At 74.1% G+C, this 15,607-nt stretch carries 15 protein-coding genes; 6 read left to right on the forward strand and 9 right to left on the reverse strand.

The features are described from left to right. Positions 1-8: 8 nt before the first annotated feature. Together EKG83_RS09095 and EKG83_RS09100 are read right to left on the reverse strand one after the other, a co-directional pair. On the reverse strand, positions 9-458 hold the full coding sequence (locus tag EKG83_RS09095) for an ABA4-like family protein (protein ID WP_033432570.1): 450 nt from the start codon (positions 456-458) through the stop codon (positions 9-11). After that, positions 455-1,360: a hypothetical protein gene (locus EKG83_RS09100; RefSeq protein WP_033432571.1), complete on the reverse strand. Its 906-nt coding sequence runs from the start codon at positions 1,358-1,360 to the stop codon at positions 455-457. Before EKG83_RS09100 ends, EKG83_RS09095 begins: the two co-directional genes overlap by 4 nt. A gap of 91 nt (positions 1,361-1,451) precedes the next feature. Between EKG83_RS09100 and EKG83_RS09105 the strand changes: the two genes are divergently transcribed. Next, positions 1,452-2,099, forward strand: coding sequence for a MerR family transcriptional regulator (locus EKG83_RS09105; protein ID WP_033432572.1), 648 nt, complete (start codon positions 1,452-1,454; stop codon positions 2,097-2,099). Between the two features lie 320 nt (positions 2,100-2,419). Here the strand turns inward: EKG83_RS09105 and EKG83_RS09110 are convergent, their stop codons facing one another. Both EKG83_RS09110 and EKG83_RS09115 read right to left on the reverse strand, forming a co-directional pair. Then, positions 2,420-3,664, reverse strand: a complete 1,245-nt coding sequence (locus tag EKG83_RS09110) for a ribonuclease D (protein WP_033432573.1) — start codon at positions 3,662-3,664, stop codon at positions 2,420-2,422. A 68-nt stretch (positions 3,665-3,732) separates the two neighbouring features. Further along, on the reverse strand, positions 3,733-4,449 hold the full coding sequence (locus EKG83_RS09115) for a response regulator (RefSeq protein WP_015099292.1): 717 nt from the start codon (positions 4,447-4,449) through the stop codon (positions 3,733-3,735). Between the two features lie 257 nt (positions 4,450-4,706). Between EKG83_RS09115 and EKG83_RS09120 the strand changes: the two genes are divergently transcribed. Continuing rightward, on the forward strand, positions 4,707-5,864 hold the full coding sequence (locus EKG83_RS09120) for a dipeptidase (protein WP_033432618.1): 1,158 nt from the start codon (positions 4,707-4,709) through the stop codon (positions 5,862-5,864). 133 nt (positions 5,865-5,997) lie between these two features. Here EKG83_RS09120 and EKG83_RS09125 read toward each other — a convergent pair whose 3' ends face one another. Beyond that, a complete protein-coding gene (locus EKG83_RS09125) occupies positions 5,998-6,534 on the reverse strand; it encodes a DUF3000 domain-containing protein (protein ID WP_033432574.1) in 537 nt (178 codons plus the stop codon). A gap of 94 nt (positions 6,535-6,628) precedes the next feature. Between EKG83_RS09125 and hemE the strand changes: the two genes are divergently transcribed. The 3 genes from hemE to hemQ are packed head-to-tail and all read left to right on the forward strand — an operon-like array spanning position 6,629 to position 9,815. Then, entirely contained in the window at positions 6,629-7,681 is a 1,053-nt protein-coding gene (gene hemE, locus EKG83_RS09130) for a uroporphyrinogen decarboxylase (RefSeq protein ID WP_033432575.1), read from the forward strand. Beyond that, positions 7,678-9,096, forward strand: coding sequence for a protoporphyrinogen oxidase (gene hemG / locus EKG83_RS09135; RefSeq protein ID WP_153277962.1), 1,419 nt, complete (start codon positions 7,678-7,680; stop codon positions 9,094-9,096). Before hemE ends, hemG begins: the two co-directional genes overlap by 4 nt. Positions 9,097-9,122: 26 nt before the next feature. Further along, the gene (gene hemQ, locus EKG83_RS09140) at positions 9,123-9,815 is read left to right on the forward strand and encodes a hydrogen peroxide-dependent heme synthase (RefSeq protein ID WP_033432576.1); all 693 of its coding nucleotides are present in this window, start codon (positions 9,123-9,125) and stop codon (positions 9,813-9,815) included. On the opposite strand, the gene EKG83_RS09145 is transcribed toward hemQ, so the two are convergent. Genes EKG83_RS09145 through EKG83_RS09155 form a run of 3 tightly spaced genes read right to left on the reverse strand, consistent with a single transcriptional unit; the run spans position 9,799 to position 11,569 of the window. Then, the gene (locus EKG83_RS09145) at positions 9,799-10,398 is read right to left on the reverse strand and encodes a hypothetical protein (protein ID WP_033432577.1); all 600 of its coding nucleotides are present in this window, start codon (positions 10,396-10,398) and stop codon (positions 9,799-9,801) included. The two genes, hemQ and EKG83_RS09145, sit on opposite strands and share 17 nt — an antisense overlap. Further along, complete coding sequence (locus EKG83_RS09150; protein WP_033432578.1) at positions 10,398-11,222, reverse strand: WXG100 family type VII secretion target; 825 nt, start codon at positions 11,220-11,222, stop codon at positions 10,398-10,400. The genes EKG83_RS09145 and EKG83_RS09150 overlap by 1 nt, the downstream gene beginning before the upstream one ends. Beyond that, complete coding sequence (locus EKG83_RS09155; protein ID WP_033432579.1) at positions 11,219-11,569, reverse strand: hypothetical protein; 351 nt, start codon at positions 11,567-11,569, stop codon at positions 11,219-11,221. The genes EKG83_RS09150 and EKG83_RS09155 overlap by 4 nt, the downstream gene beginning before the upstream one ends. Positions 11,570-11,701: 132 nt before the next feature. Here EKG83_RS09155 and EKG83_RS47560 point away from each other — a divergent pair, with 132 nt between their 5' ends. Further along, on the forward strand, positions 11,702-12,271 hold the full coding sequence (locus EKG83_RS47560; RefSeq protein ID WP_033432580.1) for a YbaB/EbfC family nucleoid-associated protein: 570 nt from the start codon (positions 11,702-11,704) through the stop codon (positions 12,269-12,271). Between the two features lie 36 nt (positions 12,272-12,307). Here EKG83_RS47560 and EKG83_RS09165 read toward each other — a convergent pair whose 3' ends face one another. Then, positions 12,308-15,520 carry a S8 family serine peptidase gene (locus EKG83_RS09165; RefSeq protein ID WP_051766284.1) on the reverse strand — a complete coding sequence of 1,071 codons (3,213 nt, stop codon included), beginning with the start codon at positions 15,518-15,520 and terminating at the stop codon, positions 12,308-12,310. Positions 15,521-15,607: the final 87 nt, after the last annotated feature.

Raw genomic sequence — 15,607 nt, forward strand, 5'->3', positions numbered from 1 at the left:
AGCCCCTGTTACTGGCCGGTAACCACGGTGGTGCCCCTGTTCCGTCGGTCACAGGCGTACCGGATGGCCAGGAACAGGGCGAAGCCGAACGGGGAGAGGACGATCGTGAGGACGAGCAGGGGACCCATGAGCAGCGGGTGCAGGCGCAACCGACGTCCCTCCCGGTACATCCAGGCCCCGATCAGCAGGTCCCACGCGATCACCTGCGCCCACACCGCCGAGGCGCCCCACGCCGAGCCCGCGAACGCGCGCAGCTCCGCGAGGTCCGGCGTGCTCATGGTGGCCCAGAGCTGCGGCAGGTGCCCGGCGACCAGGACCGAGTACACGACCAGGGGTGGCACCGCGATCAGCGGCGAGGCGGCGATCCTGGCCGTCAGGGGGGAGCCGGGGGCGAAGATCATGAGCCCCCAGAACGGGACGGTGAGCCAGAAGGTGATCTCGAACAGGGCGCCGGTCACACCGCCACCGCCTGACGGGGGCTCGGTCGGTCGCCCACGTCGCGCAGCGCCCACGCCGCGGAGCCCGCGGTCCAGGCCGCCACGGCCAGGGCGCCCAGCGCGGTGATCAGGTCCGGTCGCAGCAGCGGCTGGCCGCGCAGCGCCTGCCAGGTCAGCAGCGCCATCAGGCCCGCGTAGCCGATCGCCGCGCCCCAGACCAGCCGGGTGTTCGCGCGGCCGCGCAGCAGCAGCACGACCAGCGGCAGGACCTGGAGGGCGTGGATGCCGACGAAGTGGGGGACGCGCAGGTCCCCGCCGGTGGTGCTCCACCCGGTCAGCGCGAGCTGCGGGCCGCCGTCGGGCACGCCGACGCTGTGGGCGCCCGCGATGCCCGCCGCGACGTCCTGGCCCGCGACGGGCAGGGCCATCAGCAGGCCCAGCCCCAGGCCGACCAGCCCCAGCAGCAGGCCGAGCCGGACCGCCAGGCCGGTCGCCCGGTCGCGGAACCCGCTCAGCAGCAGCGCCACCGCGATCACGGCGTGCATGACCCAGAGGGTCGAGATGGTGACGCCCATGACGCGCCACATGAGCGCGTCGAACGGCGTGGCCACGTTGAAGTGGCTCTGCCTGCCCCGGACCACCTGCATGACGATGATCGCCATCTCCAGGACGCCGGCCGCCGCGACGGCCGTGCCGGCCCACCGGGCGGTGCGGCGCAGCCGCGTGGTGAGGCTGAGCATCCAGGCCAGCGTGACGGAGTACAGGACGAGGGACACGCTGAACTTGAACGGTTTGAACCAGATCGGTGAGCCGACCAGAATCCGGTCGTCCACCACCAGCCCGACCGTCGACACGACGACCAGGGCTGCCATGAGCAGGGAGAACACCATCAGGGGCGGGTGCCACCGCAGGAAGCGGGCCATGCTGGACTCCTAGGAACGGATAGTGACACTTTCTACTATCGGATAGCTACAGTATCCATACTGAGGGTCCTCTCAGGAAGGGGTTCGTGCGATGCGCATCGCGGAGCTGGGCCGGCGCAGCGGTGTGCCCGTGCCGACGATCAAGTACTACCTGCGGGAAGGTCTGCTGCCCGCCGGTGAGCTGACCAGCCCCAACCAGGCGCGGTACACCGAGGACCACCTGCGCCGGCTGCGGCTCGTGCGGGCGATGGTCGAGCTGGGCGGCCTGTCGATCGCGGCGGTCCGCGACGTGCTGGGCGCGCTGGACGACCCGGAGAAGTCCCTGCACAAGGCCATGGGCACGATCTCGGCCGCGATGGCGCCGCCGGACCTCGACGCGTCCGACGAGGCGGCGCGCGAGGTGGCGCGGGCGTTCGTGGAGCGGCAGGGCTGGACGCCCCGCCCGGACTCCTACGCGTTCAAGGCCCTGGTCGCCGTGCTGACCACGGCGCGGGACGTGGGGCACGAGCGGTTCACCGGCGTGCTGGACGCCTACGCGCGCGCCTGCGTCCCCCTGGCCGAGGCCGACCTGGACTACGCCCTGGGCGCCGACTCCGAGGACGAGGCCCTGGAGAACGTCGTGGTCGGCACCGTCCTGGGCGACGCCGCCATGGCCGCCATCCGCGCCATCGCCCGTCGCGAGACCTCCGAACGCCGCAAGGACACCGGCTCGCCCCCGAACCCGGAACCCGACTGCTGAACTCGGGGGCCTTGACCGCATGACACGCCGACCCTCAACGCATGACACGCGGGTGCTGGAGGCATGACACGCCGGCCTTGAACGCACGACACGCGGTGCCCGAACGGAGGACACGCGGTGCCTGAGCGGAGGACACGCGCGGGTTCAAGTGCTTGAGACCGGCGTGTCCTCCACTCGGACACCGCGTGTCGTCCACTCCGACACCGCGTGTCGTGCGTTCAGGACCGGTGTGTCGTGCGCTCAGGTCGGGCGTGTCATGCGTTCGAGGCCGGTGTGTTGGGCGTTCCGGGGCCGCGTGTCATGCGGGCGGGACGGGTGGGTCAGGCCGGGGCGGTGTTCAGGGCCTCGGCCAGGGCCGTGGCGGTCAGGGTGACCTGCCAGGGGCGGGCGCCGGCCTCGCGGAGGGCGGTGGCCACGCCGGTGGGTGAGGTGTCCGCCGGGGGCTGCCAGCACGTGCGGCGCACCAGGTCGGGGAGGAGCAGGTTCTCCACCGGCAGGGTGTTGGCCTCGGCGATGGCGGTCAGCGCCGTTCGGGCGGCGGCCAGGCGGGCCGCGGCGGCCGGGTCCTTGTCCGCCCAGCGGTTGGGCGGTGGCGGGCCGTCGTGCTGCTGGGCCGCTTCCGGCAGTTCGGACTTCGGCAGGGCGGCGGCGCGTTGGAGCGCGCCCAGCCACACGCCGACCAGCCGTCGCTGCGCCCGGCCGCGGAAGACGGGCAGGGCGAGCAGGGCCGGTTCGTCCGCGGGGTTGCGGACGGCGGCCTCGACCAGGGCCGAGTCCGGCAGGACGCGGCCCGGTGCGATGTCGCGCTCGCGCGCCAGGGCGTCGCGGGCCTCCCAGAGGGAGCGCACCGCGGCCAGTTGCCGCGGGCTGCGCACGCGGTGGATGCCCGACGTGCGGCGCCACGGCTCCGCGCGCGGGCGCGGCAGGGGAGCCGTGCGGGCGGCCTCGAACTCCTCGAGCGCCCACTCCAGCTTCCCCTGCCGCTTGAGCTCCTGTTCGAGCACGTCGCGCAGCTCGATCAGCAGTTCGACGTCGAGCGCGGCGTAGTTCAGCCACTCGGCCGGCAGGGGCCGACGCGACCAGTCGGCCGCGCCGTGCCCCTTCTCCAACCTGTAGCCGAGCAACCGCTCGACGAGCGTGCCCAGCGCCACCCGCTCGAAACCGGCCAGCCTGCCCGCCAGCTCGGTGTCGAACAACGTGCTCGGGCGCAGGCCGAGTTCGGCGAGGCACGGCAGGTCTTGCGACGCTGCGTGCAGCACCCACTCGGCCCCGTCCAGCGCCTCGACCAGCGGGTCGAGCCGACCGCCGAGGGCGATCGGGTCGACCAGCACGGTCCCGGCGCCCGCCCGGCGCAGTTGCACCAGGTAGGCCCGTTGCGAGTAGCGGTAGCCCGAGGCTCGCTCGGTGTCCACCGCGACCGGACCCGTCGCTCCGGCGAGCGCGTCAGCGGCACGCCGGAGCGACGGGGCGTCGGCGACGACCGGTGGCACCCCGTCAGCGGGTTCCACCAGCGGCACCGGATCAGCTCCGGTTGGTTCGGTTGGCTCGTCGGAGGGTACGTCCACGGCGGAAGACCCTACGACGAACGCACCACTCGCGGGTGTGTTCGGCCGGTTCAGTGCGGTAACCCGCCTCAGCGGATCACGCCGGCACGCATGGCCAGCGCGACCATCTGAGCCCGATCCCCGGTGCCCAGCTTGCGCCCGATCCGCGACAGGTGGCTCTTCACCGTCAGCGCGGAAAGGCTGAGCGCTTCGCCGATCTCCTTGTTGCTCTGGCCATCGGCGACCAGCTGGAGGACCTCGACCTCACGCGCGGACAGCTCCCGCGGCGTGTTGTCGGTGCCCGGCACCCTCGTGCCCGCTGCGAGCACGGGCGCGACGCTCGGGTCCGCGTAGACGCCGCCGTCGAGGACCCTGCGCACCCCGTCGGTGACCACCATCGGCGAGGCGGACTTCAGCAGGTACGCCTGGGCGCCCGCCTGGAAGGCCGACCTGACCGCGTAGGGGTCGTCGGAGGACGCGAGGACCACGATGCGGGGCCAGCCCTGGGCACGGAGTTCCGTGACCAGGTCGATGCCGGTTCCGTCCGGCAGACCCAGATCGAGGATCGCGAGATCACACGGTCCGGTTGCGAGTGCCCGCGCCCGAGCCTCCGCGACCGAAGCCGCCTCATGCACCGTCCCGGCTCCCATCTGGGTGAGCCGAGCGCTTATCGCCTCCCTCAGCAGCGGGTGGTCGTCGACCACCAACACCGAAAAAAGCTCCTCCCGCGGGTGCGGGACCATGTTCGCCGGCAACGAGCCGGCTGGCGTGGTACGAACGGCCTGACCTAAGCCGACGGCAGCCACGTCACTACCTCCCTGGAGTCGGTCGTGCCCCCCGACCGGCACCGGGACTTTCGTCCAATCAGCCGCGCCACTGATCGACCGAAAGTGGTGTCGTCTGGGGCAGCGTAGCCGCCCAAGCGGGTCTACGGGACGATCAATCGGGTATCTATCCCGAATGAGTTGTCACTGATGGCCCCCGCTGTCACACGATCGGTGGACAACTGGATAGGTCGCGTAACGCGAAGCCTTCTCATGACGACATCCAGGAGTTGCCCGTGGTGAGCACCACACGTCGGGACGAGGCCGAGGAACTGCTGGCACGCACCCCCCTCGTGGACGGTCACAACGACCTGCCGTGGGCGCTGCGGGACCTGGCGCTGTCCGGGCAAATCAGTGAAAAGTCAACGCCCGGTGACCCCGTGGTGACAGCTTCGGTCGTCGACCTGACGACGCGGCAGCCCGCCCTGCAGACCGACCTGGTGCGCGCCCGCGAGGGCCGGTTGGGGATGCAGTTCTGGTCCGTCTGGGTCCCGTGCCGACTGGCGGGCGACGCAGCCGTCACCGCCGTGCTGGAGCAAGTGGAGTTGGTCCACCACCTCGCCGCCCGCTACCCCGACCACCTCCGCCTGGCCACGACGGCGGACGAGGCCGAACGGGCGTTCGCGGACGGGCGGATAGCCTCGCTGATCGGCGCGGAGGGCGGACACTCCATCAACGGCTCGCTGGGCGTGTTGCGCGCCCTGCGCCGGCTGGGCGTGCGCTACATGACCCTCACGCACAACGAGAACACCCCGTGGGCCGACTCGGCCACCGACGAGCCCGTCCACGGCGGCCTGACCGACTTCGGGCGCGAGGTCGTGCGGGAGATGAACCGGATCGGCATGCTGGTCGACCTGTCGCACGTGGCACCGTCCACCATGCGCGACGCCCTGGACACCACCTCCCGGCCGGTCGTGTTCAGCCACTCCTCCTGCCGGGCCGTCGCCGACCACCCCCGCAACGCGCCCGACGACGTCCTGGAGCGCCTGGCGGGCAACGGCGGGGTCCTGATGGTCACCTTCGTGCCCCAGTTCGTCTCCGCGGCCCACGCGGCCTGGGACGCCCGCCTCAAGGAGGCCATGCACGAGGCCGGGGAGAGCCACAACGACCTGGAGGCGCGCCACCGGTTCCAGGCCGGCTGGCCCGAGCCCGCGCCGCGGGTGACCCTCGACGACGTGGTCGCGCACGTGGAGCACGCCCGCGAGGTGGCCGGGGTCGACCACATCGGGCTGGGCGGCGACTACGACGGCGTGACCGCCCTGCCGGAGGGCATGGGCGACGTCTCCTGCTACCCGGACCTGTTCGCCGCGCTGCTCGACCGCGGGTGGAGCGAGGACGACTGCGCCAAGCTCGCCGGCCGCAACGCCCTGCGGGTCCTGCGCGACAACGACGACTGACGGCCCTGAACGTGGAACTCACCGGCCCCGAAGGTTCGACACGAGGGCCCTGAACGTTCGACTCGCGCGTGTCGAACGTTCGGGACCGGCGTGTCGAACGTTCGGGAACGGTGAGTTCTGCGTTCGGGGGCGGCTAGCGCAGGGTGGTGACGCCGATGGGGGGCAGGCCCACGGCGGTGGCCATCAGGTCGTAGAACGCGGTGCCGTGGGCGGCCAGGTCGGCGGTGCGGGCGGTCCAGGAGGCGCGCAGCTCCAGGTCGTCGGTGCGGGCCGGGCCCGCGATGTCGCCGAACCGGGCCGAGGAGGTCTGGGTCACCGTGCCGCCCAGGGCCAGGAACTCCGCGCCCGCCACCTCCAGCGCCTCGGCCAGCCACGACCAGCCGACCTCGGGCAGCAGCGGGTCGGCGGCCAGCTCGGCGTCCAGCTCCACCCGCACGTAGGCCACCAGCCGGAACACGCCGGCCCACGCCTCGACGCCCTCCGGGTCGTGCAGCAGCACCAGCCGCCCGGTGGACAGCTCGTCGCCGGGCCCGGTCACCTCCGCGGTCAGCGCGAAGGCCCACGGCGCCAGCCGCTGCGGCGGGCGCACCTCGGTCAGCTCCAGCTCCGGTCGGGTCCGCACCGACCTGAGCGTCGCGACCGCACGCCGGAACAGTTCGGGCTCCGTCACACCTACGGACTGTAGGCCCCGGGACCGCGCATCGTGAGCGCGGCACGCCGGACCCCGGGGACCTCGGGGCGCCCGCCGACCGCCCCGTGGGACGATGGCGGACGAGATGAACGACATCACCGAAGCCCCGTTGCTCGTGGCCGCGCGCGGCGGCCGGCCGTCCCGGACCCCGGTCTGGTTCATGCGCCAGGCGGGCCGCTCGCTGCCGGAGTACCGCAAGGTCCGCGCGGGCACCGCGATGCTGGACGCCTGCATGGACCCGGAGCTGGTCTGCGAGATCACCCTCCAGCCGGTGCGCAGGCACGGCGTGGACGGCGCGATCCTGTTCTCCGACATCGTCGTGCCGCTCAAGGCCGCGGGCGTCGACCTGGACATCGTGGCCGGCACCGGCCCGGTGGTGGCCCGGCCGGTGACCACGCGCGCCGACGTCGACGCGCTGCCCGAGCTGCACGAGGAGCAGGTCGCGCCGGTGGCCGAGGCCGTGGGGCTGCTCAACCGCGAGCTGGGCGACGTGCCGCTGATCGGGTTCGCGGGCGCCCCGTTCACCCTCGCCTCCTACCTGGTCGAGGGCGGCCCCAGCAAGCACCACGAGCGCACCAAGGCGCTCATGCACGGCGACCCCGACCTGTGGCACGCCCTGCTGGACAAGCTCGCCGGCATCACCGCCGAGTTCCTGCGCGTGCAGGTCGCGGCGGGCGTCAAGGCGGTCCAGCTGTTCGACTCGTGGGCGGGCGCGCTGTCCGAGCGCGACTACCGCGAGTTCGTCCTGCCGCACTCGGCGAGGGTGCTCGGCAGCGTCACCACCGTGCCGCGCATCCACTTCGGCGTCGGCACCTCCGAGCTGCTGCCCGCGATGCGCGAGGCGGGCGCGGACGTGGTCGGGGTCGACTGGCGCACCCCGCTGGACGTGGCGGTCCGGCGGCTGGAGGCGGCCGCCCCGCACCTGCCCAAGCCGGTGGTCCAGGGCAACCTCGACCCGGCGCTGCTGTTCGCCGGGCTGCCCGCGCTGGAGCGGGAGGTCGACCGCATCAAGCGCGAGGGCGAGGCCGCCGCGGGCCACATCTTCAACCTCGGCCACGGCGTGCTGCCCGACACCGACCCGGACGTGATCACCCGGGCCGTCGAGCTGGTGCACCGGGCGGGGTGAGCGCGGTGCGGGTCGCGGTGGTCGGCGGCGGGATCTCGGGCCTGGCCGCCGCGCACCGGCTGCGGCACCTGCTCGGCCCGGACGCGGAGCTGACCGTGGTCGAGCAGGCCGACCGGCCGGGCGGCAAGCTGCGCACGGTCGAGGTCGGCGGGCGGCCCTACGACGTGGGCGCGGAGGCGTTCCTGCGCCGCCGCCCCGAGGCCGCCGACCTGGTCGCCGAGCTGGGGCTGGCCGACCAGCTCGTGCACCCGACCGGCGCGCCGTCGGGCATCCAGGCGGGCGGCGCCCTGCGCGCCATCCCCGGGCGCACCCTGATGGGTGTCCCCGCTTCGGTGGAGGCCGTGCGCGACGTGCTGTCGCCGGAGGGCCTGCGCCGGGTCGCGGGCGAACCGTCGCTGCCCCCGATCCGGCTGGACGGCGCGGACGTGGCCGTGGGCGCGCTGCTGACCGAGCGCTTCGGCCCCGAGGTGGACGCCCGCCTGGTCGGGCCGCTGCTGGGCGGTGTGTACGCGGGCCGCACCGGGCACCTGGGCCTGCGCGCCACCATGCCGCAACTGGCCGAGGCGCTGGACTCGGGCGTCGGCTCGCTGCTGGCCGCCGCCGCGACGAGCATGCCCGCGCCCCCCCGGCCGGGGGTCACCCGACCGCCGGTCTTCGGCACGCTGCGCGACGGCCTGTCGACCCTGGTGACGCGGCTGGCCGAGGTCTCCGGCGCGCGGGTGCGGCTGGGCCTGCCGGTGCGCCGCCTGCTCCGCCGGGGGCGCGGCTGGCGCCTGGAGATCGGTTCGGCCGCCGCGCCGGCGCACCTGGACGTCGACGGCGTGGTGCTGGCCGTGCCCGCGCCCGCCGCGCGCAAGCTGCTCGCCGACGTCGCGCCCGCCGCGTCCCGCCGCCTCGGCGAGGTCGAGCTGGCGTCCATGGCGGTGGTGGCGCTGGCCCTGCCGCCCGGCACCGCGCTGCCCGACCGCTCCGGCGTGCTGCTGGCCGAGGGCGAACGCGCGCCCGACGGCACCCCGTTCACCGCCAAGGCGTTCACCTTCTCCAGCCGCAAGTGGGCCCACCTGGGCGGCGACCCGGTGCTGGTGCGCGGCAGCGTCGGCAGGCACGGCGAGGCCCACCTGCTCCGGCGCGACGACGACGAGCTGGTCGCGGCCGTCCGCGCCGACCTGGCCCGGCTGACCGGCGTGACCGCGGCGCCGGTCGACGCGGTGGTCACCCGCTGGGGCGGCGGCCTGCCGCAGTACGGGGTGGGCCACGTGGACCTGGTGCGGGAGGTCGAGGACGAGGTCGCGCGGGTGCCCGGGCTGGCCGTGGCGGGCGCCGCGCTGCACGGCGTCGGCATCCCGGCGTGCATCGCCACGGCGGGCGCGGCGGCCGCACGTGTCGCCGCACACGTGCTCGGCGGGGTGCGCTGAACAGCGCGGATGAGAGGATGGGGCCCATGTCCCGCTTGAACTACACCGAGCTCAACGACACCATCCGCTACACCGCCTGGTCGGTCTTCCGGGTCGAACCGGGGCGCCTGCCCGACGACCGGGGCCCGGCCGCCGCGGAGGCCCAGGAGTACCTGGACGGCCTGGAGGCCAAGGGCGTCGTGGTGCGCGGCGTGTACGACCTGGCGGGCCTGCGCGCGGACGCCGACTTCATGGTCTGGTGGCACGCCGAGGAGGTCGAGCAGGTCCAGCAGGCGTACACCGGGTTCCGCCGCACCGCGCTGGGCCGCGCGAGCACGCCGGTGTGGAGCCAGTTCGCGCTGCACCGGCCCGCGGAGTTCAACCGCAGCCACATCCCGGCGTTCCTGGCGGGCGAGGAGCCGCGCAAGTACGTCTGCGTGTACCCGTTCGTGCGGTCCTACGAGTGGTACCTGCTGCCGGACGAGGAGCGCCGCAGGATGCTCGCCGAGCACGGCAAGGAGGCCCGGGACTACCCGGACGTGCGGGCCAACACGGTCGCGTCGTTCGCGCTCGGCGACTACGAGTGGATCCTCGCCTTCGAGGCCGACGAGCTGCACCGCATCGTCGACCTGATGCGGCACCTGCGCGCCACCGACGCGCGCCGCCACGTGCGCGAGGAGGTCCCGTTCTACACGGGCACCCGGGTGCCGGCCGCCGAGCTGGTCACGAACCTGCCGTAGCCAGGGCCGCGACGACCCGCTTGGCGTGGGCGCTGCCGACGTGCGCGCCGAACGTGCCGAGCACGATCCACGAGCCGTCCCGGAAGACCAGGCCGAACCGCCCCCGCGCGAGCAGGCGGGGGCGGCGCCGGGCGGCCACCACGGCCTCGCGCGGCGCCGCCCACGCCCGCTCCAGCCGCTCGCCCCGCTTGTGCAGCACCACCAGGCGCCGCGCGGTCACGGCCAGGAAGCTGTGCCCGGTGGCGGCGGCCTCGACCTGCCTGGCCAGGGACCCGGCGGGCCCGAGGCAGGTGCGGCCGCCGATCCAGCGCTCCGGGAAGTCCGCGGGCAGGTCGAGCGACGGCGCGGCGAACGCGACGCCGCCGATCCCGGCCACGGCCCGGCCGACCCAGCCCTCGGTGGGCACGGCGCGGGCCAGCCGGTCGGTCGCCCGGCCCACCGGGGTGGTCCAGAAGTCCGGTCCGGCCCCGCCGCGCGCGCCGTAGGCCACGCCGACCGAGGCGAGGGCGAGCAGGGCCTCGTCGGGCGGCAGCGCCGCCCGGGCCTCGTCGCCCCACACCCGCAGGTCGTCGACCAACGGCATCAGTCGTCGTCCGTGGCGTAGTTGTAGACGTCCTTGCCCATGTTGAACACGCCGCCCGCCGGCCCGCCCGGCACCGACTCGCCCAGCACCTTGCCGAGCGGGATGCGCACCGGCGCGGTGTAGACCGACTTCATCACGCCCAGCGCGATGCCCTCCTTGCTGAAGGTGCCCGCGGCCTTCTTCAGGGCCTTGATCGCCTTCAGGCCCTCCTTGTACGCCTTCGCGGCCTCGGCGAGCTTGCGCAGCATGTTCGACAGCTTCATCAGCAGGTCGGCCAGCTTCTGCACGATCCTCATGACCTTGCCCAGCGTGGCGGCGGCCTTCGCGGCGGCCGCGGCGGCGCCCGCGGCCAGCGAGGCGCCGAAGCTGATCACCGACAGCGAGAGGCTGACCAGCAGGTCGGTCACCAGCATCATGATCAGGTCGATGATGAGGTCGATGATCAGGTTGGCCGAGTCGACGCAGCCCTTGGCGGCCTCCACCAGCATGCCCGAGGTGTCCTGCACGTTCTGGGCGAGCTGGTTGACCTGCTCCTCGATCTCGGTGAGCTTGGCGTTGAACTTGTCCGCCGCGGGCCCCTGCCACACGCCGGTGACGCTCTGCCGGGCACTCGCCTCGTCGGACACGATCGCGCGGATGTCGGTGGCGGCCTTCTCCCACGCGTCCGCGGCCCGGATCAGGTCGTCGGGGTCGCCCGCGACCCAGTCGATGGCCTCCAGCAGCGGGTTGAGCAGCGGCCGGATGATGCCCTGGACCGGGCCGGGGCACCCGTTGAGGAAGGTCTCGATCTTGTTGTTGACCTCGACGGTCGTGCTGGGGCTCATCCGCCCACCTTCGGTGCCTGGATACCGGACATGGCCTGGGAGATCCTGTCCATGACCTCGCCGAGCCCGGTGTCGAGGTTCCGGTACTCCTGCGAGGTGTCGCGCACCGACTCGGCGATGTCGCGCATCGCCTCGGCGCACTCCTTGAGGTCGGCCAACGTCGAGTTGACCCGCTCCTCGTAGGTCGAGTAGATCTCACCGCTGGACGGCATCTTGCCGAACGACTCGCGGCCGACCCGGGCGGCCTCCAGCGCGGCCACGACCTCGTCGAACCGCTCCCCCCGCCGCTCCGAGGTGCCGGCGAACTCCAGGATGCCGTCGAGCCTGACGTCGAACTTGGCGGTCATCGCGCCCCCTTTCCCTGGCGGTTGCTCCGACGGCGGGCGGCCCGCCTCGGTTCCACCGGATCCGCGGATGCTCCTCCGTTCGGTGCACTAGCCTGCCACCCGGACACCTACACGGGATCGGGGGTGTGTGCGATGCGGGAAGACCTGGAGCAGAAGCTGGAACGGCTCACCCGGCTCGCCGCGCAGAAGCAGCAGCAGGCCGACGAGCTGCAGGGGCAGCTGGCGAACCTGCGCGTGACCAGGCAGTCGCCGGACGGGGCGCTGACCGCGACCGTGACCGCCAACGGCCAGCTGGTGGACCTCAGGATCGACGACCGCGCGCTGCGCGGCGGCGGCCGGCAGCTCGCGTCGAGCCTGCTGCAGGTGGTCTTCCAGGCATCGTCGGCGGCGGCCCAGCAGGTGCAGGGCCTGGCCGCGCCGCTGCTGGAGGACAGCTCGATCGACCCGGCGCAGCTCGGTGTCTCCGCCACGCCACCGGTGCAGGCGCCGCCGCCCGGCTTCCCGCCGCCGCAGCAGCAGCCGCAGGGCGGGTTCCTCCAGTCGGCACCGCGGCAGCCCCCGCCGCCGCCCGCCCAGCAGCCGCCCGCCCAGCAGCCGCCGTTCCAGCAGCAGCCGCCGCAGGCGCGGCCCGCGCGCCGGCCCCCGGTGGACGAGGACCCGGACGAGGGCACCGGCTCGATCTTCCGCAAGGACACGTGGTGACGTGCCGGGAGGGGCGACCCTCCCGGCACGCGCACCTCACTTCGTGATCTCGTAGGCGCGGATCAGGGTCTGCTCGAAGGTGTTGCCCTTGCTGTCGGTGCCGCTCGCGCGCAGCGAGGCGTAGCCGGCCGCGTTCGGGCTGCGGACGAGCGCGGCGCCGCCCGCGACGGGCACGGCCGCCCAGCTCTTGCCGTCGTCGAACGACACCTCGACCCGGATGCGGCCCACCTCGCCGTTGTCCGCCCCCTGCTGCTGCTCCACGGTCAGCGGCACGCGCAGCAGGCGCCCGGCGGGCGTGCCGCCCGAGGCGTCGAGCTCGGGGGTGAACCGCACCACCGACAGCGGCAGCCGCTTGCCCTGCCCGGCGGGCAGGACGTCCGTGCGGAACGTCCACGCCCCGCTCGCCCGGGTGCCCAGCTCGAACCCGGTCGGGTCGCGGGCGATGTCCTGCTCGACCCGGTAGCGGGCCTCGCCGGGCTCCACGGTGAACTGGCCGACCTGGTCGTGGGCCAGGCCGACCAGCCTGCCGTCGCGGTAGAGCGCGGTGCGGGCGGACTCGGCGCTGCCGCGGCCCAGGTTGCCGTCGCGGTCGTTGAACAGCGGCACCTGCGCGGTCACCCGGTCCCGGTCCAGGCCGAGGTAGGTGGCGGGCAGGGCGGACAGGCCGGGGCCCATGACCGGGAACAGGAACCGCTCCGCGTACCGGCCGTCCCGCTGGTAGGTGCGGTCGTAGGAGGAGTAGTCGGCCTCGGACCGGTACTGGGGCGACAGCCGCAGGTAGGACCAGCCCCAGGTCAGCTCGTCGGTGGTGATGTGGTCGACCACGGCGCCGCCGCCGGGCACGGTCAGCAGCGCCGACCAGCCGCCCGAGCCGTCCGGCGGGCTGGCGTTGCCGCTGTGCAGGTGCTGGCGGTCGGCCGGGGCGGGCGCGAAGGTGGTGCGCACCTCGGCCAGCTCGTCCTCGGTGGGCGCGCGGGTGAACCCGGTGGGCACCTCGCCCCGCTCGACCCAGCGGAACCGGTAGTTCACCGCGGTGCCGTCGACCGGCGGCGCCTGGTACTGCGCGCCGACCGAGACGGTCAGCTCGTCGTCGGTGAGGACCGGGCCGACGTGGCCGATGGACATGTCCACGAAACCGGACAGGAAGGCCGTGTTGAGCACCACGCGCCTGCCGTTGAGCAGGCGTGAGACGTTGATGTCGCCGATCGCCGGCGTCGCGCCCGCCGCGGGCGGGGTGATGTCGATCGGCGCGGCCGTCCGGGCGTCGAAGGTGAACAGGGTGTGGTCGGCGTCGACGGTCATGCTCGGCCGGGCGAGCACCGCGGTGCGGTTGCCGGTGCGCACGACCGTGCGCGCCATGTACTCGCCCTTGGGCACGCGCGCGGTGGCGGTGCCGTCGAAGTCGTACAGCGAGGTGTAGACGTCGTTGTCCATGCCCACCAGCGCGGTGGTGTGGTCCGGGGCGGGGTTGCCCTCCGCGTCCAGGTGCGCGACCGACACGTCGTAGCTCTCGACCTCGCGGGCCAGGCTCAGCGGGGTGCGGGTGGGCCCGCCGACCACGGCACCGGCGAACAGGCCGTCGGTGGTGCCGACCCTGGTGTCCGCGGTGACCGCCACGGCGGCCTCGCCGCCGGCCGGGACGGTGACCGTCGCCGGGGTGACGGTGACCAAGCCCGCGGGCGCGGGCCTGCCGTCGGGGCCGCGCAGGTCGACCGCGAGGTCGAAGGTGACGGGCTGCGGGCCGCTGTTGCGGTAGGTGACGGTCTTGGTGACCGGGGCGTCGTCCTGGTGCGGCCACTGCTGCTCGCCGAAGGCGAGGCTCACCGGCCGGGCGCCGACGGTGGCGGTGATCGCGCGGGTCAGGTCCACCCGGCCCGTGCCCTGCTCGAACACGGTCAGCGCCGGGTTCGGCCTGGCCGAGGCCATCAGCACCGACTTGATCCGGGCGCCGGTCCAGTCGGGGTGCTGCTGGGCGAGCAGGGCGGCGGCGCCGGCGACGTGCGGGGTGGCCATCGAGGTGCCGGACAGGGACACGTGCCGGCGGCCGACCGGGGTGCCGATGGTGCCCTGGGACGCCTTGGCCGCGACGATGTTCACGCCGGGCGCGGTGATGTCGGGCTTGACCGCGCCGTCGCCGGTGCGGGGGCCGCGGCTGGAGAAGTACGCGAGGTCGTCGTCGCGGCGCACCGCGCCGACGGTGAGCGCCGCGTCCGCGCTGCCCGGCGAGTCGACGGTCTTGGCCCGACCGGAGTTGCCCGCGGCGACGACGAACAGCGTGCCGGTCTCGTCGGACAGGCGGTTGACCGCCTCCTCCATCGGGTCCACGCCCGGCGAGTCGTAGCCGCCGAGGCTGAGGTTGACGATGTCGGCGCCCTGGTCGACGGCCCACTGCATGCCCGCGAGCACCGAGGACTCCTGGCAGCCGCCGTCCCGGCAGACCTTGCCGTCGAGGATGGCCGCGCCGGGCGCGACGCCCCGGTACTTCGCGTCGTTGCTCGCGATGGTGGCGGCGACGTGGGTGCCGTGGCCGTCGTGGTCGACGTTGTCGGGCGCGTCGGTGAAGTTCCGCTCGGCGATCTCGCGGCCCTTGAGGTCGGGGTGGTCGCCGTCGACGCCGCCGTCGAGCACGGCGACCTTGACGCCCTTGCCGGTCAGGCCCGACCGCCACGCGGTGGGCGCGCCGATCTGGGCGGTGGAGCGGTCCAGGGTGGGGCGCAGCACGCCGTCGAGCCAGACCTTGGTCACGCCCGGGTCGGCGAGCAGGTCCCGGAACGCGGCGCCGGCCTCGGCCTTGGCGGGCTCGGCGGCCACCGCGCCGGCGGCGGGCAGCGCCGTCGTCGCGCCGAGGCCGGCGGTGGGCGTGCCGGTGACGATGAGCGGCACGGTGTCGCGGTGGGCGTCGTCGTAGCCGGCCTCGATCAGGCCGGTGACGTCGAACAGCCGCGGGTCCAGCCGCCCGGCCGCGATGCCCTTGAGCGCGTCCTCGGGCACGACCTGCAGCCGGCCGTCGCGCAGGGTGGAGTGGACGACGACGCCCTCGCGGCCGGGGCCGGGCTGGAACGCGCCGACCGCGGCGCCGGTCACCACGACCCGGTCGCCGGTGATCAGGGTGACCGTCCGCGGCGCTTCGGCGGGCGCCCCGGACGTCGCGGGTGGTGCTGCGGGTGCGGCCGGTGCGGCCGGGGTGGTGAGCCCCGCCGCCAGGACTGCGGCCACCAGGGCCGCGCCGCGCTTCCGTGGTCTGAACACAGGTACCTCCGATGGGTGGCGCGTGGGTGTCGCGCGGTCGGAAGGCACCGCAGACCCGCGGTGGCGGTGAACCGGAAGTGACGAAGC

Source organism: Saccharothrix syringae, assembly GCF_009498035.1.
GTDB classification, from domain to species: domain Bacteria; phylum Actinomycetota; class Actinomycetes; order Mycobacteriales; family Pseudonocardiaceae; genus Actinosynnema; species Actinosynnema syringae.